We start from the raw sequence: 15,005 nt of genomic DNA on the forward strand, positions 1-15,005 counted from the left end.
GTGAGTGATTTTCAAGAGCAAAAGCTCAACTTGAAAGGTCGAACCGGAAATCTGCTTTACTACCGAAATATAGACACTGGTAGAGTAGAAGAGAAGGTAAGGGTTGTAAAAGGTCAACCGCAAACATACTTTACACCGATATTGGATCGGGTATATTTTACAGAGGACGATGTTCGTAAATTCAACTTAGATCGCCTTGGCCAACCATTACCATATATGCATGGTCATATTGTAATGATTCATGAATATGTGTATGATTTTTGGGGGCATTACATACAAGCAGAAGGATTAGCATTATACGGACACTTACTACGTCATTGCTATGGTGATAAAAACTGGTGCTTCCCTGACTTGCCATTATTGGCACAAAAAATGGGGAAAAGCGCAAATACAGTTAAGAAGTATTTGAAAATACTTGAAGACTATGGGTTTGTTTATAAATTTTTAGTGCAAAGTCAGAAAAACAACAGAATGGATGAAAGTCCACTTTATAAAGTAAGAAAGAAAGTTCCTTTCTTATCACAAGACCTGATTAATAAGTTGCCTGAGAACCTAAAAGAGCACCATGAAAAATTCATGAATAGATTAGTAGAAAACTTTGAAGAGATTCCTGAGTTCAATGAAGAGACGGATTACTCTCAAATCTATGATGATCTAACAGAGAGTGGAGAGCTAAGAAAGAAACCTGTATCTCCAATGCATATTCAGAAGACTGAATTCCTAAAGACAAGAGAAATTAGAAAATCACGTTCTGAAAAAGATATTGATATTTGGATGAAGGTATTAGACACTATTCAACATACAAAAAATGTTTCTAAGCCATCATTTGAAACGTGGTTTAAAGGAAGTATATTCCTTCAAAATGGAAGCCATTTCTGTATATACAGTCGAACTAAGTTTACTGCAGACTGGTTAGCATCACATTACAAAGATTTAATTATTGAATCCTTACAAGAATGTACGCATTTTGATGAGGATATCCATACACTTGTTTTTGATTACATGGAAGTAGAAGAAGTACAGCCAGGAGAAGAGTGAGATTTCACTCTTCTTTTTTTTATTACTCAAACCCATCCCTTTTAAATTTTAGAAATACATAGAATATTTCTATGATATAATTTGATTGTAAATACTAGGAAAAGAAGGGATGGTATGACTCAAATAAAGGTTACGCCTGAACGATTAGAACAGGCAGCTAAAACAGTACAAAATACCAGAAACAGCCTAGAATACATACATAAAGATTTATGCAATCAAACTGAATATATCGCTTCTCAATGGAGTGGTGCAACAAGTGATCGTTTTTATCAAATGTTTAATGATAGTAAACCAAAAATGTTTTCTGTTCTCCAAATATTAGATAATATTGCAGATCAACTCACACATGCTGCTGATAAATTTCGAAATGCAGATCAACTCTATGGAGGCAATTTGGTTGAAAATAGCGATGTGAACACCAGCAATTCTTCAGCTCAAAATGAAGAAACTAATATGGGAAAACTAACTAGAGATTTAGCAGGAGAGTTAACCGGAGAATATGATGTAAGACGTGTCTTTGAGGGGGTCGATCCTGATACAGGTAAAAAACTTTCATGGTGGGAGCGTAGTTTAGCTGGAGTAATGGTAGTAGCTGGTATTACACCTATCGGAAAAGGCGTTAAAATACTGAAATCAGGAAAAAAAGTTGCAAATGCTTTAGATGCCGCAGCACAACTAGAAAAGAGGCGAGAAACACTAGCAAAAAACTCAAAGGCTGGAGATGTCTTTGAAAAAGAAATGGAAGCAATTATACGGAAAGAAAAAGTACAATCGGAATTAAATAATCAAGTTACGATTATGACAAAATCAGGGGTTCGAACACGTTTAGATATAGCAGGGAAAGGTATAGATGGTAAAATAGATTTGATTGAATTAAAATCTTCACCAACTGCACCTCTTACAAAAAATCAGAAAAAAGCATTCCCTGAAATTGAAGAGAGTGGCGCAATTGTTAGAAGCAGAAGTAAGCCACCTTTTGAATATCTTGAAGAGATCCCACCAACTAAAGTTACAGTGATACGAAAAAATGACTAGGAGGTTTTTATATGGCACTACATGACGTAGATCAAGTAGATTTAATTTCTCTAGATAATGAAAACGAAGATATAGTATATTTAACTATTTTTGATGCATTGGATTGGGAAGAAGAACATGAACACGCATTACTTTTACAAGAAAAGATAAATAGATATCTAGCATTTATTGAAAGTGGAGAGATATATGAAACAACACCTAAAACAATTGGAAAGAATAAATTTGTAATCCAAGTGTATGCGCTACATGAACGTAATGAATACGGTAAAGAGTTTTATGCCCTAGTACAAGATCATTTACATGAAGCAGGATACGGATTGCAATTTAATCATCGACCAATGGAGTCAATAAATAGCATCCAAGAATAATCTGATTTTTCATACCTCTTGTATTTTAATGTGGTATAATAGAATTAGTAACTGAAGGCGTGTGGTGGGAGGTTGTATCCTTTCTTTCTCTGATTTCAAGAGGGAAAGGAGGTGTAACCGATATGGATTTTTTACAACAATTATTGCAGGATGCTACGAAGTTATTCGTAACAGTATTCATAACAACTTTTGCAACTGCTTATGCAAATAAGCTTGTAAAAGGCAGTAATAAACGTAAAAGAACCACCTCCACGTCAGCCAAACGTAATAAAGGTGGTTCAAAAAGAAAATAAAATTTTTGCAACCTACCACCTAGCGGCAGCAGTTACATATCGGACGGGATGTTACCAGCATCTCGTCTTTTATTATTATGCACTAATTTAAGTAGTTAAAACCATTGATGTGAGATAGTTAATCTCTACACACTCATTATACAACTTATGTTGTCAGAAAACAACTTTTGTCAGAATATTTGTCTTGCTTACATTTAATGGATGACCCTAGTATTCTCCGCCCATCAAATTCTGATACCCTCGCCCATCAAGATTTGATACGCCGCCTATCAGAATTTGATACCCGACAATCCATTTTTTTACAACTCGCCTATCAAAATTTGACACCCTCGCCTATCAAATTTTGATACCCTAAAATTAATACAAGTTTTTATTGTTTATCAACAGCAAAATAGATTTATCCCCAAAAAATCGCCTATCAAATTTTGATATGTGAAAAATCGCCCATCAAAATCTGGTGCACCCCCCATCAAAATTTGATACCGAATTAAAAAGAACTTAATCATATCTTTTTATTATTAATAAATATAAGAGAGTAATAGTTACCTAAGAAATTATCTTACACAAAAACAGATACCACCAAGGATTCCCAAATCATCATAATATTCCACTTATCTACAAAATATTCCAAATACTATCAGTAAATTGTATTATGTAATAGAACCTATTATTACTTTAAAAGGAGATGGAGAGATTATGAAAAATGTATTAAGAAAACTAGGAGTATCTTCACTTGCTCTAGCTTTAGGAGTTGTTTCATTTGGTGTAATATCGCCAAGTGCCAGTGCAGATACAACACAAGCTAAAGCTCCCGTGCTAACAAAAGATCAAATTATCGACAAGTTTGAAGAGATTAATAAGAAATATCCTTACAATGTTGAATTCTCAAAAGAAGATGCTGATTTTGTAAGAACATACGCAAAATCACCTGTGTTTGGAGAAACAGAGGCAGCTACTCTTGCTAGGAATTCTCAATACTTTAATAAAAGTGGCGGGGGATCTGGTATCTCTGCGACTATGAATGGTTACGTATGGGATGAAATTAATGTTGTTAATCACACATACGGAGCATATTTCTCAACTAAGGTAAATAGTGGTAGTGCAAAAAAGATAGTAAACTCTGTTACAATTAATGCATACGGTGCTGTAGGACAAGGTGGGGTTGGACGAGTGTATAGCAACACATTAAGTGATTCTAATACGAACCAAAACTATTTATACTCAGATATAAGTGGTGGTTATTCAGCAGTTGTTGCATATACTAGTAAATATGCGCAAGCAAAAGTAACGAATAATTACGGAACTTTCACTATTTCTACGTACTAAGACATAAAATGAAGGTAGGTGAATAAGCTTGCTTTCTAATTTCAGTTTTACAGGTGCAATAATGTCTATTGTGATTATTGCTATTGTAGGAGTTTTAATAGCATCAATGCTTAAAAGAATTAGAAGAAAAGAACGATAAAAAGAGCCAAAATTGGCTCTTTTTTGCATGTAAATGTAGCTCTTAATTAGTTAATTATGTAATCATATTCACTTATCGAAAGTAAAAAATTACTATATTTGTATAATATTATATATTGTTGGATAATTCTTCATACTGTTATAATGAATTTGGTAATTGAATTGACTAAATAAGGATATTCAATTATAATAAATGCAGATAAGAACATCAGTTCGATTTTCGAAAGGGGAATTTTTTACATGTCTACTTTATCTCAAACCACTCAACAACTAATCATGGTAGGACAAATTTTAGAAAGCAGCTTAGAAAGAATTGAAACAATTTTAACTACATATGATGCAGAAATTATTTCAGACAATGAGTAACGATAATGAGTTAAGTACAAGTAGATGATGAGGTAAAATTCATAAGGGTGTGCGCCTAGAGTTTATGAGTTTTACTTTGTTAAGGAAATGAATATTCGAAAAATGGAGTATTCAAATTTACTATGTTCAAGTTCAAACAGGAGGATTACATGATTAGAATTGCAATTGGAATCAAAGAAAAAAACAAAAACTACATACCGGTAGGTATTTACATAGATGGCTCTGTGAAGGAATTAACAATGAGTGATCTTACTGAAAAAGAATGTGATCACTATAACGAATTATTAAAATCTATGCATAGGAATATTTTTCACTAAGAAGAAATGATAGCATATACAAGTTCAAACAATATAAAAAGGGAAGAAATGACTCTTCCCTTTGAATTAGTAATTATTCAGTGTACATTAAAATAGGATATCAACCACCATGATCTCCATGTGCGTATTGAACGATATCAGGAGCTTTCTGTTCCACCTCAGGTGATTGAACACCCAACGTCAAAGTCAAAACTGTAATAATCCCAATTAAACTTGATATTGCTTTCTTCATTTTAATGCCCCCTTATCAAAAGATTTTTTTCTTGCTTGAGAACTTGAATAGAAGTATTTGCTCGCTTTAGAATCGTTGTTCTCTTGATAAAAACGAATTGCTAATTGCTCCTGGTACTCTTGAATGTATTCATATAGCTCTTCTTTTTCAAAATATGAAACTCCTGCTAGAACAATTCCCTCAAATTCTTCAACAAGAGCATTTCCATTAAGAGCATTTAAAATCTCAAAATGATGACAATACTCTTTGTTGCCTAATTCAATACATAGTTGATGTCCTCTTGCAATTAACGTTGCTGCTGTGTCATGCTCTCCTAGCTTATAACGTTCCTTCGCTTCAATGAATATCGCTTTGAAATGGTTTGGTTTTTTCTCAGACACCTCAGATAAATATCTGATAGCCAACTCAGACATATTTTGTCCAGCGTACAGAAGACCTAAGTTATGACGAACCATAAGAATAAACTTCTCTTCATTAAGTTTTTGAAAAATATCCATTGCTTTCACGAGATGCTCTTCTGCTAATATCCATTCTCTTAAATTGGTACATGCCATTCCTAAAAGGTTCTCACAGAATCCAACATTTCGCTCATAATTCTCATTCTTTTCAAAAATCTCTTTTGCTTTTGTTACATATTTAACAGAGTTAAGCGATTCATAAATATCATAATGAAAAGCCCCAAGCTTGTAGTAAAACTCAGCTTTTTCAATCTCATCTGGAACCAATTCGAGAAGAGATTCAGCTTTATCGAAATGTTCTTTTGCAATTGTATAGTTACCAATACCAGAAGCATGAATGGCTTTAAAGAAATGATAGTAGTAAGTTAAAAAGTTGTTTGTTGGAATCTCAAATGCTTCAACCTTATCAAAGCTATTTGCAGAGACACCTAAGTTATCTACAATGTATTGGTAGCGGAAGTCTAGAAGGGAGTAATATAATAGTAGATTCTGATCTTCTTCTATGTTATTAATCTTTTTATCAATCTCTTCTTTTAGTCTATGCGCTTGACCAATTCTTCTTGCACGGATTTCTATATACCATTCATTTAAAAGTTGTGTAATCTTCTCGTTCCCCTTAACTGAAACGTTCATAGTATCCTCCTCATCCCATATATATATGATATATCTTAATAAATATCATAACAGAAATTAGATAAAACTAAATCCATCTTATACCATTTCTCAATAAAATACAGAAAATTCAGTTAAATTAAAAAAAGCCCTCGTTATATGTTTTTTGAGGGCTGCCGAAAAATGACGATTAATAGACTCAATAAAAGTATAGCATAAAAAAAGGGGGATTTACATAAATTTAATGTTTTGTATGATTTAGTAAAACAGATAAATTGCACGATCTTAGAGGATATAATAAGATAAAAGAGGGGATTTACAAATTAAGGATACAGGGGGAATATGGTATGTCAAAAGTAGATTTAAAGATTCAAGGTGAAAAGAAGGACATAGAAAAACTATTAAATATTATTTCTAATTCTAAGGAAGTTAAAATTGAAGCGGCAAGTGAACCATCAACTACAAATGTATCTTTCGCAAGATTGGAAATAGAAGAACAATAGTAGCTAAAAAGAAGCTTCCTCTTTCTGATAATTATAAGAATTTAGTTATTAAATTCTAATTGATATCTTTATGCATTTTTATTATAATAAAGAGGTATCGATACATCAGAGGACGCTCTGATTAGTTTCATGTTGTAGGGGTATAACATGCGACATTCACTTCAGTTCATAAAATCAAATTCACTTATAAAGTGTGCATAAAGCAAAACAAGCCTTCCTGCCGATCAGGAGGGTTTTGCTTTATTTACCTACTTACTTTTAATTAGTTTACATAAGAAATCTTATCGGCAGTTGTGAAATGTAAGAAAATCCCATCTCAAAAAGACTACATTACTTATATTTATGAGATATTAAGTATAAATATAAATTTATATGAAATTGAAATTCTATGTATTTTTACATAAAGATGGAAGAATGCTAATATACTATTTTCTATTATTATAAAAAGTATTTCTTATGAAAACCTCATATCTCAAAACAAAAAGTATTCTTGCTTTTTGAGATGAAATAAAAAATTAGATTATAGATTGAGATTTTATCCTCCTCCCTCTTTAATGAAATAATTCAACGTTATTTCACTCACATTAATGATTGCATAAATTGTAAAAAGCTATTATAATGAAAGTACAGAACATATGTCATATGAATATATATGATTTTCCTAAAAAGAGGCCCTCTATTGCAGAGGGTCTTTTTTTGTCTATAAATAGTTTCCTATATAATAGGAAGAAACTCGCTTAATTAAGAAATGATACTCTTGATATTGGTCATTACACTTCTATTGTGATCTGATAATTCACTTAGGTTGATTTGTTGTATGTATTCAGTGATAATGGCTAACTTTTGGCTGGAAGTGTTCATAGCTATTGATGGATTGAATAACCACACCGGTTCTTCTGGTTCCATAAAAGCATAATACCTTGTATCTCCCGTTTCTAAGTTACTAATTTTATATTCAATTTTACGATTATCATTATAGTTCTTTAGGTATGTAATTTTTACATAATTAGAGCCGTCCAGACAGCGGCTAATAATATCTCCTTTAGCAATGTCCTTTAAATGAACAATTCTTTGATTATCTTCAATAACCTCATATATGTTAACTGAACATGGGACAGTAATAGTAGTTATTTCTTTTGTTTTTAGATGCTGTGCTTTTATTTGAAAAGTATCGCCCTCAAGAGGATGTTCTATTTCTAATGCCAGCATAATGCCGATTGTATACCCTGGAATTATAATGTGTGTATTTCCTGTTGTGAGGAAATCAGTAATTGGCTTTTTTAAAAATAACCCTTTAAGAGCTGCTGCTTCTAATTGTTTTATTGTTTCTTGCGTATGGCTCATATGGAATCCTCCTTCTATATTAGAACACTAATTGTAATTGACCTTCCATACTCTTCTTTTCTTCAGAAGGACGTAATTCAAATATGTCTTCCTTATCAAATCCTTTTATATGTTCTGGGTGCATAGAAAACCATGGTGCGTATATCCTGCTTTGTATTTTTACTAAATCGATAGCAATTTTACTAACATCACAAGCGGCACCTCTTAATGAATAATTGGATGCGGGTAAAAATGTAGATCCACATCCAACACAAGGATCATTAATAGTTTGCTTTTTATACTTTTCTGCCATTATAGGATTATCTGCATCTGTATATGCTATTTGTGTCATCATGATAGATACTTGGTATGGTGTTGGAAAATATCCTAATCCATCTTTATAACCTTTGCCTGTTTGCTCACATAAAACATGGGACATATAATCGGAAGGATATTTTTGCATTAAAAACATATCGAAATTTTCATAGTAATGCTGATTTAGTTTTTCTGATATGTTTAACGGCTCATCTGTTAATGCTAATCCCCAGTGAAGCCAATGAGCAAATGAGTCAATTCTAGAATCATAATGATCTACGCATTTCATAAGCATCTTTTTAGTGAATTCAAATCCTGAATTCCCTGGCATTACCCATTCTATTTGAGGAATTGGACCGGATCCTTCAATAGTTTCCTTTTCTAATATTTCAAACCAATAGTTCCATCTTCCCCAAAGTAAATCATCATAAGCATATAAGAATGGCAGTAACCATCCTCTTTTATGAAACACCTCTAAATGATTTTTTGGTAAACCACCAATAGCTTCCGCAAATTGAAATAGATGCTGCTGTACAACAAATAACTGTTCCTTCGAATAATCTTCAATTCCATAATAAGCACTCTTTTCTTTTGATTTCATCTTCATCCACCTTTCATGAAAAAAAGACCTTCAGTTGTTTTTGAAGGTCTTTTTGCTTAATTTATTCAACTGGGCGCCAAACTGGTGAATAGCCGTCATCAGCTAGGCCTTGCATAATTGTGTTGCGATCTTCTTCACAAGTTGCATATCTTTTTTGCTCCTCGCCCATTTCATTTAACCAAATAACTACAAATTGATAATTAGCCATAGATAGTTATCTCTCCTATTTTTGAATTTCATTCTTTGCATCTACTTTTCTTTCATGCTTAGTACAAAAAACATAAGGCATATTTGTATAGTAGCTTGAGCCATGCTCATAAATAGTGACTGTAGGGTATTTTCGTTTAAATTCTTCTTGGTCAGCTATATGCATTTCTACTAAAGTTGCACCAAGAACAGTCTGCCTAATATTATCTGACCAGCCTTCAGAAACTAATTGTTTTCGATTCTCAAGCATTTCTTCTCTTGTATTATGGAACACTTCAATAGTTTCGAGCGTTTCTTTTTTACCAATAATCATTAATAGTCATCCTTATCTATTTATTATTTTTAGTTAACCAGGATAAGTCTTTTGGCTGGTATCCATAATTAATAACTGTACTAATCTTTCTTTTACCGCATTTTTCACATTCCTTATAATGATGCTTGACAGTATCTTTTATTGTCATCCATTTATGAATAATACACATAAGATATCTTCACCTTTTTCTTTATAAACCATTGAGCTATAATCTTCCACGGTATATCTGTTTAATTTGTTTATCTGTAAATCCCTCATATACTGCAAATACCTCAGAGAAATCAGATAAGCATAGATCAATAATAATATTGTCTGCTGTTCGAATATAAAAGTATTTAACTAAGCCATGATAGTCTTTATATAAATAGTAATTTTGGATAATATACTTGCATTTGTTCATCCTTAAGACGTTGTAGAGCTGCTCTTTTGTAGCATCTATATCAAATATTGATAATTGACCGTCAATCCCCATTTGCTGTACTGTTTACTCCTTTTTAAAAAATACTTCTACTACACGTTTGCATAAAGAAGAAATCTCATGAGGGTTACTTACTGTTAGTAGAAATAAATCATCTTGATCTTTATGTCCATCCATTAATGGTAATAGCAGCTCTCTGCATTTAGCTAATTCTGATAAAAGCTTTTCATTTTCATTCTCTAAATTTTTGTTATGAGCCTCCGACTTTTTTAAAGAGATTCTTAAATCATCAATTTCCTTACGATATAACTTTAATTGATTTGTAGCATGATCAAAGTCATCTTTTAATAACTGATACTTAGTTGAACCTTTCATTTTAGCACCCCATTTTTTCAAATGACTAGTATTTATGTACACCACATCTTAAACATTTTCGTTTACCTATCTCAAAACAAAATCTCCAATCATGTCCAATAAGAAAACATTTTATTTTAGGATTTAATTTGATATTGCCTACAGAAGTTTTCATGAAAAGTAATTCACCTTTCCATATCCACATCTAGTACAATGCCATTGTCTTTTTACAAGTTCTCCATCTTGATATGTCGCATATGAAAATTTCCAAATGTGACCTTTAAAGTTCTTACATATAAACCTTTGAATTTTAGAAGTCTTTTTCATTTGATGGACCCTCAACTAAAATTAAGTGCATCTAATTTATTTTGTGCATCTACAAAGTAATTGTGATCTGCTGTACTTGCTAATTTAGCTAATAAGTCAACTTTATACCCATATTCAACATCATCTCGTTGCAAGAATGCAATAACTTCACCAATGATTTCGTCATCGGTAGCATTAGAACATATTAAATCTATTAATTTTTTAATATCTTTTTCCATCAAACTCTTCCCTTCTGCTTCTTGTATTTTTCTGAAATTAATTCAATTACATTTCTTATTGTTAATGGCAGCCAACCAACTATTATTAATAAAGCAAACACTGGATATAAGAGAAATCCTCCCCAACGATCTGTACATACTGACCAAATCCATATTATAAATCCAATTAACAGATACACGATGATTCCGCATAAGATCCATTCTGTAGTTGTCATATCAGTACCTCATTTTTTATATGATAATTTTATTTAATCTTTTGGTTTATACAGCATTCCTTTTTTCTTTAAACTATCATAATCTCCCTTACTCCTAATTCCACATCTTGTACAGTGCCAGGTGTACTTAGGTGCGAAGATTCCAAAATAACCATTACTATTTTGAAGAATATGACCTTTCTTTTTACATATCAATCTAAAAGGAAATTTTAAAATTAGATTTAACAGTTGCAAGTTCATTTCACCTCTAATCTCCCGTAATCATGATTCAATTTAGTTTTCTACTAACCCCACAAAGCCACATACCGCTATTCCATTGACACCAATATATGAATCAATAATCTTATCAATTTTAGATTCTGTTAAAGGCTCGTCAAAATCTAAGAAAACACTTGCACTTCTTAAGTCGAAATCACGAACAACAAATTCATATTTAAATTTTTTTGCTTTTTCCTGTTTTTCAGAACACTCACCACAAGTCCATGTATGACAATTACTGATAATCACCATTGCTTCGTTTGGCTTTCCGCAGTCTTTGCAATTCATCCTTCTTCCTCCAGTTTCTTTTTATAATTCTGATGCACCTTTTAAAATTTTCCACTTCATTCTAAAGAAATCACCGTTTAACCGAACTACTTCTTCACTTAGTTCCCAAACCAATACTTCATTGTCAATACAACATATTGAATCATATCTAAAATCCAAGCACTCTGCTTTATCACCTTCTTTTATTTCATCTAACATCTGACCAAATGATAAACCTTCAGGATTGTTCATTTTGCTCCCTCCACTTTTATACAAAATAACTATTTTATTTTTTACCCAGTCAATTAACCCTAAAATTGGTCCACCAACTACAATAACTATCCATGCTATTACAATCACTATTGTTATAATAGGCATTCCTATCAAGTATGCTGCCCATGAAACATAACCGTCTCTCTTCCACCATTCATGAAATGGATTAAATCCCATCATCTTTCATCACCTACCTTTACGGCCAAATAATCCTTTTCTTATAAATTAGTCATCATAGTCAGTATCATCAATTGCAATAAACTCTTTGTTGCATTTCGGACACTTCGCTTCGTATTTAGGCCAATAGGTATCGTCATAAAACCTGAATTGACTACCTTCTCCGCAATGAGTACACTCCCAGTACCCTTGCATATATCCACTAGTTGTCTCTGGCTTATCGCAATTAACGGAATACACTAGATAAGGTTTATCTGGATCATAATGTCGAGCATACATAAAAGGTGTTAATTTAACCATTTCTCATACCTCTTTCTATTAAATAAGGATTTCCATTAGTTTATTTCTATCTTTTTAAATATAATTTCCTCGCTGGTAATATAAGATTCGCATCCGTCAAATCCACATGTTTCTTCCCATAATAGACAATAAGCTCTTTTAATGATTTGTTCCTTATCTACTTCATTTTGTATTTTCCATGGAGACTGACCATCAATATCCTCTGGTTGTGCTAGTTCTTCTCGATCTTGTATGATTGCACCTAATCGCTCATAAAATTCACTTTCAGCCTTCTTGTAATCTAAAAAGTATTTATCCCCATAGCTATATCCCATTGCATCAAGAGTTGTTATTTTATAACCTTCCATCTATTATTCACCTCGTCAATTTATTCTTCAGAAGGAAGTGAATCCTCTACTAGATTATATAAATCTTCAATAAATCCATAAGCATTTTCAATAACTCTATCACTTTGATGAATTGTTTCTTCACAAGTTATTTTATTTGTTATCATGAATTCTTTTACTCTATTAAGAACATTTTCTGCTTGAATGCGAGTATATTCTTTTTTATATTGCTGCTTAATAAAATCAACCTGACTCCATGTTTTTATATTATTAAAACGTCCTTTCATGTAATCAATACAAACATGATCAATACTGCTAGGCGGTGCATTAAAATATGTAGAGGATGATCTACCAGAACTTGTAGTATATGTTAGGGTAAGTCCACCCTGAGAATCTTGTTCCATTTGAAATGTTGGTAATCCCATTATCTACTCGTCTCCTTTTTGTTCTTTAATTGTCATTCCTTGTTTTTTATAAACTTCTATTGCTGCAGGTGGAGAGAATTTAGAAGATGACCATTTTATTTGATTAATTCGCTCTTTATGTTCCTCTGCATAATAGAAAAATCCCATTGAATCAACCGCAAATATCATTCCCAGTTCAGGACTTTTATGTAGTTCACACTCTGCATTTAGACAAGTAACATGATTTCGATATGGTATGCCATCAACCTCTGTATATAATTCATGCCAAAAAAACAAACCACAATGTGGACAAAAATATTCTCTAATCATTGGTAGAATCTCCTTCGTTTTCAGGATGTTTTCGTTGCTCTTCTTTATACCAGGGTTCATTAATAATTTTCCAATCACTCTTCATTACATGAGGTGATAGTTTTAATTGTGATATTCTTTCTCTTGTTTGGATAGCCCCAAAGCTGTTGCAGAAAATGCTTACTGTTCCATTTGTAGCGTAGCATTTCTTATTATCGGTGATTGTTTTAATAGCTTCTGAAATGTGCAAAATTCCACCGTCCTTCTAATCGTTCACTTGAATGATTGTCTCAATGTATTTTTCTCCTTTTAGATTAACTGGTTCTAAGCTTATGATAGTACCAAATCTAGAAGGCATGCCAATAGCCATATATTCCCCATTCGCTGCAATATCTTGTAGTTGCTTATAAACATCTTCTTGAAATGGATAATGTTCTGTGATTTCCATTACTATCACACCTCCACTAATTCTTTTTCTTTATTATTAGATTCCTCTTCTACTAAACGAGCAAGATACATCATTCCATCTTTGTAATAGAAATAGTAAGGTTTATCTAAGTTATTATTTACTTCATCTTTAAAAGAGAGCATATCATCATTAAGCGTTTCATATGTTGCTAGTTCATCATCATGAGTTACAGAACGAGCTAACATAATAATCTCCTTTTGAACGAACCATTGGCTCTCAATATCATAACGTTTCTCTAATTTCATATCTTCATTTAATTCAGGCTTAATTTGTTCAAGTTGCTCCTTAAATCCTGATATCTTCATTGCATATTTAGAAGCTGCAATAAGAATAGATTGATCCATTATAAGTTGTTCCTGTAGTGATAATTCTTTCATGTTAAATAAGCCCCCTGCTAATAATTATTTTCATACAATCATATGTTAAGAGAAACATATAGTAATATATCATTGTACGATGTTTACTTATGGCATTTATCTCATAGATTTCTATAATAAAATGTATCCATGAGATAAATGGGTGAAAGTATGTTTAAAGGTATTCATCAAAACGAGGATTGCGTGATATTTGTTGTTAAGAATTGCTTCACAACAGGATTTTGTTGCTTTTTTAACCAGCTGACATAAGCTAAATTGTCTGCACCATATGTTCCAGATCTCTTTGAATAAGGTACCTCTTTTTCAAATTGTGCCCATAGACGAATATGTTCTTCTGGGTGTGCTTGTGCGAACGTATTTGTAATAAAAATTGATTTTGATATATGTTCCATACTCATAGATTTGCCTCCTCGAATAGATTTAATTGGTTTTCATCAATTAGTACATTGTAAATATGCTCAATCTTTCCGTCTTTAATGTGATATTCATATGGCATGTTTACATAGCGGCCATCAAGTAAAGGCGCTTCATCGCCAGTTAATAAATCTCCTAGCTTGTCTGCTGCGTAGATTTCATTATTTATGTCCATGTATGCCATTCCAATAGGTGTTACAGATGCATACGTAACAATAATCGTTTTTTCTACTTTTAGAGTTAATTCATGCTTTGTACCACAACGATTACAAACGACAGTTTCACTTTCTTTAAGTTCATCTTCAAATGAATTAGATTCATGCAGGGCATCAGAAATAGCATCTTCAAAATAGGTTTCTATCTTATTTCCGCAACTACATACCACAGACTTGTTTCTATATGTAGGTTCTTTCATCATTAATGACATAATAAACATCTCCTTTGGTGTATTACA

The 15,005-nt window shown here is 32.3% G+C and carries 29 protein-coding genes; 8 read left to right on the top strand and 21 right to left on the bottom strand.

The features are described 5' to 3' along the window. The 7 genes from NST86_RS33050 to NST86_RS33080 form a co-directional block, all read left to right on the top strand. Nucleotides 1–1,038 (top strand): helix-turn-helix domain-containing protein (locus NST86_RS33050; protein ID WP_340935433.1); only part of this gene is annotated, 1,038 nt, incomplete at its 5' end. 114 nt (nt 1,039–1,152) lie between these two features. After that, nucleotides 1,153–2,073 carry a WXG100 family type VII secretion target gene (locus tag NST86_RS33055; RefSeq protein WP_199669857.1) on the top strand — a complete coding sequence of 307 codons (921 nt, stop codon included), beginning with the start codon at nt 1,153–1,155 and terminating at the stop codon, nt 2,071–2,073. A gap of 11 nt (nt 2,074–2,084) precedes the next feature. Continuing rightward, nucleotides 2,085–2,441 carry a DUF6572 domain-containing protein gene (locus NST86_RS33060; protein ID WP_199669856.1) on the top strand — a complete coding sequence of 119 codons (357 nt, stop codon included), beginning with the start codon at nt 2,085–2,087 and terminating at the stop codon, nt 2,439–2,441. Nucleotides 2,442–2,563: 122 nt separating this feature from the next. Continuing rightward, the gene (locus NST86_RS33065; protein WP_016084748.1) at nt 2,564–2,734 is read left to right on the top strand and encodes a hypothetical protein; all 171 of its coding nucleotides are present in this window, start codon (nt 2,564–2,566) and stop codon (nt 2,732–2,734) included. Nucleotides 2,735–3,430: 696 nt separating this feature from the next. Then, nucleotides 3,431–4,060 carry a hypothetical protein gene (locus NST86_RS33070; RefSeq protein ID WP_340935436.1) on the top strand — a complete coding sequence of 210 codons (630 nt, stop codon included), beginning with the start codon at nt 3,431–3,433 and terminating at the stop codon, nt 4,058–4,060. A 378-nt stretch (nt 4,061–4,438) separates the two neighbouring features. Then, entirely contained in the window at nt 4,439–4,564 is a 126-nt protein-coding gene (locus NST86_RS33075) for a hypothetical protein (RefSeq protein ID WP_257207374.1), read from the top strand. Between the two features lie 149 nt (nt 4,565–4,713). Beyond that, nucleotides 4,714–4,881, top strand: coding sequence for a hypothetical protein (locus tag NST86_RS33080; protein WP_176520965.1), 168 nt, complete (start codon nt 4,714–4,716; stop codon nt 4,879–4,881). 100 nt (nt 4,882–4,981) lie between these two features. On the opposite strand, the gene NST86_RS33085 is transcribed toward NST86_RS33080, so the two are convergent. Together NST86_RS33085 and NST86_RS33090 are read right to left on the bottom strand one after the other, a co-directional pair. Continuing rightward, a complete protein-coding gene (locus NST86_RS33085; protein ID WP_340935440.1) occupies nt 4,982–5,113 on the bottom strand; it encodes a Phr family secreted Rap phosphatase inhibitor in 132 nt (43 codons plus the stop codon). Next, nucleotides 5,110–6,204, bottom strand: coding sequence for a Rap family tetratricopeptide repeat protein (locus tag NST86_RS33090; RefSeq protein WP_340935442.1), 1,095 nt, complete (start codon nt 6,202–6,204; stop codon nt 5,110–5,112). Before NST86_RS33090 ends, NST86_RS33085 begins: the two co-directional genes overlap by 4 nt. A gap of 326 nt (nt 6,205–6,530) precedes the next feature. On the opposite strand from NST86_RS33090, the gene NST86_RS33095 reads away from it, so the two are divergent. Continuing rightward, on the top strand, nt 6,531–6,686 hold the full coding sequence (locus NST86_RS33095) for a hypothetical protein (RefSeq protein WP_176546211.1): 156 nt from the start codon (nt 6,531–6,533) through the stop codon (nt 6,684–6,686). Between the two features lie 741 nt (nt 6,687–7,427). Here NST86_RS33095 and NST86_RS33100 read toward each other — a convergent pair. The 19 genes from NST86_RS33100 to NST86_RS33190 all read right to left on the bottom strand — a co-directional run bounded on the left by NST86_RS33100 (nt 7,428) and on the right by NST86_RS33190 (nt 14,978). Next, nucleotides 7,428–8,030, bottom strand: a complete 603-nt coding sequence (locus NST86_RS33100) for a hypothetical protein (protein ID WP_340935444.1) — start codon at nt 8,028–8,030, stop codon at nt 7,428–7,430. A gap of 19 nt (nt 8,031–8,049) precedes the next feature. After that, nucleotides 8,050–8,925, bottom strand: a complete 876-nt coding sequence (locus NST86_RS33105) for a hypothetical protein (protein ID WP_340935446.1) — start codon at nt 8,923–8,925, stop codon at nt 8,050–8,052. 61 nt (nt 8,926–8,986) lie between these two features. After that, nucleotides 8,987–9,133 (bottom strand): hypothetical protein, encoded by a 147-nt coding sequence (locus tag NST86_RS33110; protein WP_176520973.1) that lies wholly within the window; start codon nt 9,131–9,133, stop codon nt 8,987–8,989. 15 nt (nt 9,134–9,148) lie between these two features. After that, entirely contained in the window at nt 9,149–9,445 is a 297-nt protein-coding gene (locus tag NST86_RS33115) for a hypothetical protein (RefSeq protein ID WP_340935447.1), read from the bottom strand. A 205-nt stretch (nt 9,446–9,650) separates the two neighbouring features. Continuing rightward, entirely contained in the window at nt 9,651–9,917 is a 267-nt protein-coding gene (locus tag NST86_RS33120) for a hypothetical protein (protein ID WP_340935448.1), read from the bottom strand. A gap of 12 nt (nt 9,918–9,929) precedes the next feature. Continuing rightward, nucleotides 9,930–10,238 carry a hypothetical protein gene (locus NST86_RS33125; protein ID WP_340935449.1) on the bottom strand — a complete coding sequence of 103 codons (309 nt, stop codon included), beginning with the start codon at nt 10,236–10,238 and terminating at the stop codon, nt 9,930–9,932. Between the two features lie 317 nt (nt 10,239–10,555). Further along, nucleotides 10,556–10,765 (bottom strand): hypothetical protein, encoded by a 210-nt coding sequence (locus NST86_RS33130; protein ID WP_340935450.1) that lies wholly within the window; start codon nt 10,763–10,765, stop codon nt 10,556–10,558. After that, on the bottom strand, nt 10,762–10,977 hold the full coding sequence (locus NST86_RS33135; RefSeq protein ID WP_340935451.1) for a hypothetical protein: 216 nt from the start codon (nt 10,975–10,977) through the stop codon (nt 10,762–10,764). The genes NST86_RS33130 and NST86_RS33135 overlap by 4 nt, the downstream gene beginning before the upstream one ends. Nucleotides 10,978–11,250: 273 nt before the next feature. Then, complete coding sequence (locus NST86_RS33140; protein ID WP_340935453.1) at nt 11,251–11,523, bottom strand: hypothetical protein; 273 nt, start codon at nt 11,521–11,523, stop codon at nt 11,251–11,253. Nucleotides 11,524–11,544: 21 nt separating this feature from the next. Next, complete coding sequence (locus tag NST86_RS33145) at nt 11,545–11,955, bottom strand: hypothetical protein (protein ID WP_340935455.1); 411 nt, start codon at nt 11,953–11,955, stop codon at nt 11,545–11,547. 45 nt (nt 11,956–12,000) lie between these two features. After that, nucleotides 12,001–12,252 (bottom strand): hypothetical protein, encoded by a 252-nt coding sequence (locus NST86_RS33150; RefSeq protein ID WP_340935456.1) that lies wholly within the window; start codon nt 12,250–12,252, stop codon nt 12,001–12,003. Nucleotides 12,253–12,287: 35 nt separating this feature from the next. After that, complete coding sequence (locus NST86_RS33155) at nt 12,288–12,599, bottom strand: hypothetical protein (protein WP_340935457.1); 312 nt, start codon at nt 12,597–12,599, stop codon at nt 12,288–12,290. A gap of 20 nt (nt 12,600–12,619) precedes the next feature. Continuing rightward, on the bottom strand, nt 12,620–13,003 hold the full coding sequence (locus NST86_RS33160; protein WP_340935459.1) for a hypothetical protein: 384 nt from the start codon (nt 13,001–13,003) through the stop codon (nt 12,620–12,622). A 3-nt stretch (nt 13,004–13,006) separates the two neighbouring features. Beyond that, entirely contained in the window at nt 13,007–13,312 is a 306-nt protein-coding gene (locus tag NST86_RS33165) for a hypothetical protein (RefSeq protein ID WP_340935460.1), read from the bottom strand. After that, on the bottom strand, nt 13,305–13,541 hold the full coding sequence (locus NST86_RS33170; protein WP_016084724.1) for a hypothetical protein: 237 nt from the start codon (nt 13,539–13,541) through the stop codon (nt 13,305–13,307). The genes NST86_RS33165 and NST86_RS33170 overlap by 8 nt, the downstream gene beginning before the upstream one ends. Nucleotides 13,542–13,556: 15 nt before the next feature. Then, entirely contained in the window at nt 13,557–13,739 is a 183-nt protein-coding gene (locus NST86_RS33175; protein ID WP_309567901.1) for a hypothetical protein, read from the bottom strand. A 5-nt stretch (nt 13,740–13,744) separates the two neighbouring features. Next, nucleotides 13,745–14,137 (bottom strand): hypothetical protein, encoded by a 393-nt coding sequence (locus tag NST86_RS33180; protein ID WP_098205315.1) that lies wholly within the window; start codon nt 14,135–14,137, stop codon nt 13,745–13,747. Between the two features lie 167 nt (nt 14,138–14,304). Further along, on the bottom strand, nt 14,305–14,535 hold the full coding sequence (locus NST86_RS33185; protein ID WP_098205316.1) for a hypothetical protein: 231 nt from the start codon (nt 14,533–14,535) through the stop codon (nt 14,305–14,307). Then, nucleotides 14,532–14,978, bottom strand: coding sequence for a hypothetical protein (locus tag NST86_RS33190; protein WP_340935463.1), 447 nt, complete (start codon nt 14,976–14,978; stop codon nt 14,532–14,534). The genes NST86_RS33185 and NST86_RS33190 overlap by 4 nt, the downstream gene beginning before the upstream one ends. Between the last annotated feature and the right edge of the window lie 27 nt (nt 14,979–15,005).

It is taken from the genome of Bacillus sp. FSL L8-0199 (genome assembly GCF_038005705.1).
In the GTDB taxonomy this organism is placed as follows: Bacteria; Bacillota; Bacilli; order Bacillales; family Bacillaceae_G; genus Bacillus_A; species Bacillus_A cereus.

Bases quoted from the DNA above. Each gene is read 5' to 3' on its own strand.
- NST86_RS33055 (WP_199669857.1), top strand. From the start codon at position 1,153: ATGACTCAAATAAAGGTTACGCCTGAACGATTAGAACAGGCAGCTAAA.
- NST86_RS33060 (WP_199669856.1), top strand. From the start codon at position 2,085: ATGGCACTACATGACGTAGATCAAGTAGATTTAATTTCTCTAGATAAT.
- NST86_RS33065 (WP_016084748.1), top strand. From the start codon at position 2,564: ATGGATTTTTTACAACAATTATTGCAGGATGCTACGAAGTTATTCGTA.
- NST86_RS33070 (WP_340935436.1), top strand. From the start codon at position 3,431: ATGAAAAATGTATTAAGAAAACTAGGAGTATCTTCACTTGCTCTAGCT.
- NST86_RS33075 (WP_257207374.1), top strand. From the start codon at position 4,439: ATGTCTACTTTATCTCAAACCACTCAACAACTAATCATGGTAGGACAA.
- NST86_RS33080 (WP_176520965.1), top strand. From the start codon at position 4,714: ATGATTAGAATTGCAATTGGAATCAAAGAAAAAAACAAAAACTACATA.
- NST86_RS33085 (WP_340935440.1), bottom strand. From the start codon at position 5,113: ATGAAGAAAGCAATATCAAGTTTAATTGGGATTATTACAGTTTTGACT.
- NST86_RS33090 (WP_340935442.1), bottom strand. From the start codon at position 6,204: ATGAACGTTTCAGTTAAGGGGAACGAGAAGATTACACAACTTTTAAAT.
- NST86_RS33095 (WP_176546211.1), top strand. From the start codon at position 6,531: ATGTCAAAAGTAGATTTAAAGATTCAAGGTGAAAAGAAGGACATAGAA.
- NST86_RS33100 (WP_340935444.1), bottom strand. From the start codon at position 8,030: ATGAGCCATACGCAAGAAACAATAAAACAATTAGAAGCAGCAGCTCTT.
- NST86_RS33105 (WP_340935446.1), bottom strand. From the start codon at position 8,925: ATGAAATCAAAAGAAAAGAGTGCTTATTATGGAATTGAAGATTATTCG.
- NST86_RS33110 (WP_176520973.1), bottom strand. From the start codon at position 9,133: ATGGCTAATTATCAATTTGTAGTTATTTGGTTAAATGAAATGGGCGAG.
- NST86_RS33115 (WP_340935447.1), bottom strand. From the start codon at position 9,445: ATGATTATTGGTAAAAAAGAAACGCTCGAAACTATTGAAGTGTTCCAT.
- NST86_RS33120 (WP_340935448.1), bottom strand. From the start codon at position 9,917: ATGGGGATTGACGGTCAATTATCAATATTTGATATAGATGCTACAAAA.
- NST86_RS33125 (WP_340935449.1), bottom strand. From the start codon at position 10,238: ATGAAAGGTTCAACTAAGTATCAGTTATTAAAAGATGACTTTGATCAT.
- NST86_RS33135 (WP_340935451.1), bottom strand. From the start codon at position 10,977: ATGACAACTACAGAATGGATCTTATGCGGAATCATCGTGTATCTGTTA.
- NST86_RS33140 (WP_340935453.1), bottom strand. From the start codon at position 11,523: ATGAATTGCAAAGACTGCGGAAAGCCAAACGAAGCAATGGTGATTATC.
- NST86_RS33145 (WP_340935455.1), bottom strand. From the start codon at position 11,955: ATGATGGGATTTAATCCATTTCATGAATGGTGGAAGAGAGACGGTTAT.
- NST86_RS33150 (WP_340935456.1), bottom strand. From the start codon at position 12,252: ATGGTTAAATTAACACCTTTTATGTATGCTCGACATTATGATCCAGAT.
- NST86_RS33155 (WP_340935457.1), bottom strand. From the start codon at position 12,599: ATGGAAGGTTATAAAATAACAACTCTTGATGCAATGGGATATAGCTAT.
- NST86_RS33160 (WP_340935459.1), bottom strand. From the start codon at position 13,003: ATGGGATTACCAACATTTCAAATGGAACAAGATTCTCAGGGTGGACTT.
- NST86_RS33165 (WP_340935460.1), bottom strand. From the start codon at position 13,312: ATGATTAGAGAATATTTTTGTCCACATTGTGGTTTGTTTTTTTGGCAT.
- NST86_RS33175 (WP_309567901.1), bottom strand. From the start codon at position 13,739: ATGGAAATCACAGAACATTATCCATTTCAAGAAGATGTTTATAAGCAA.
- NST86_RS33180 (WP_098205315.1), bottom strand. From the start codon at position 14,137: ATGAAAGAATTATCACTACAGGAACAACTTATAATGGATCAATCTATT.
- NST86_RS33185 (WP_098205316.1), bottom strand. From the start codon at position 14,535: ATGAGTATGGAACATATATCAAAATCAATTTTTATTACAAATACGTTC.
- NST86_RS33190 (WP_340935463.1), bottom strand. From the start codon at position 14,978: ATGTCATTAATGATGAAAGAACCTACATATAGAAACAAGTCTGTGGTA.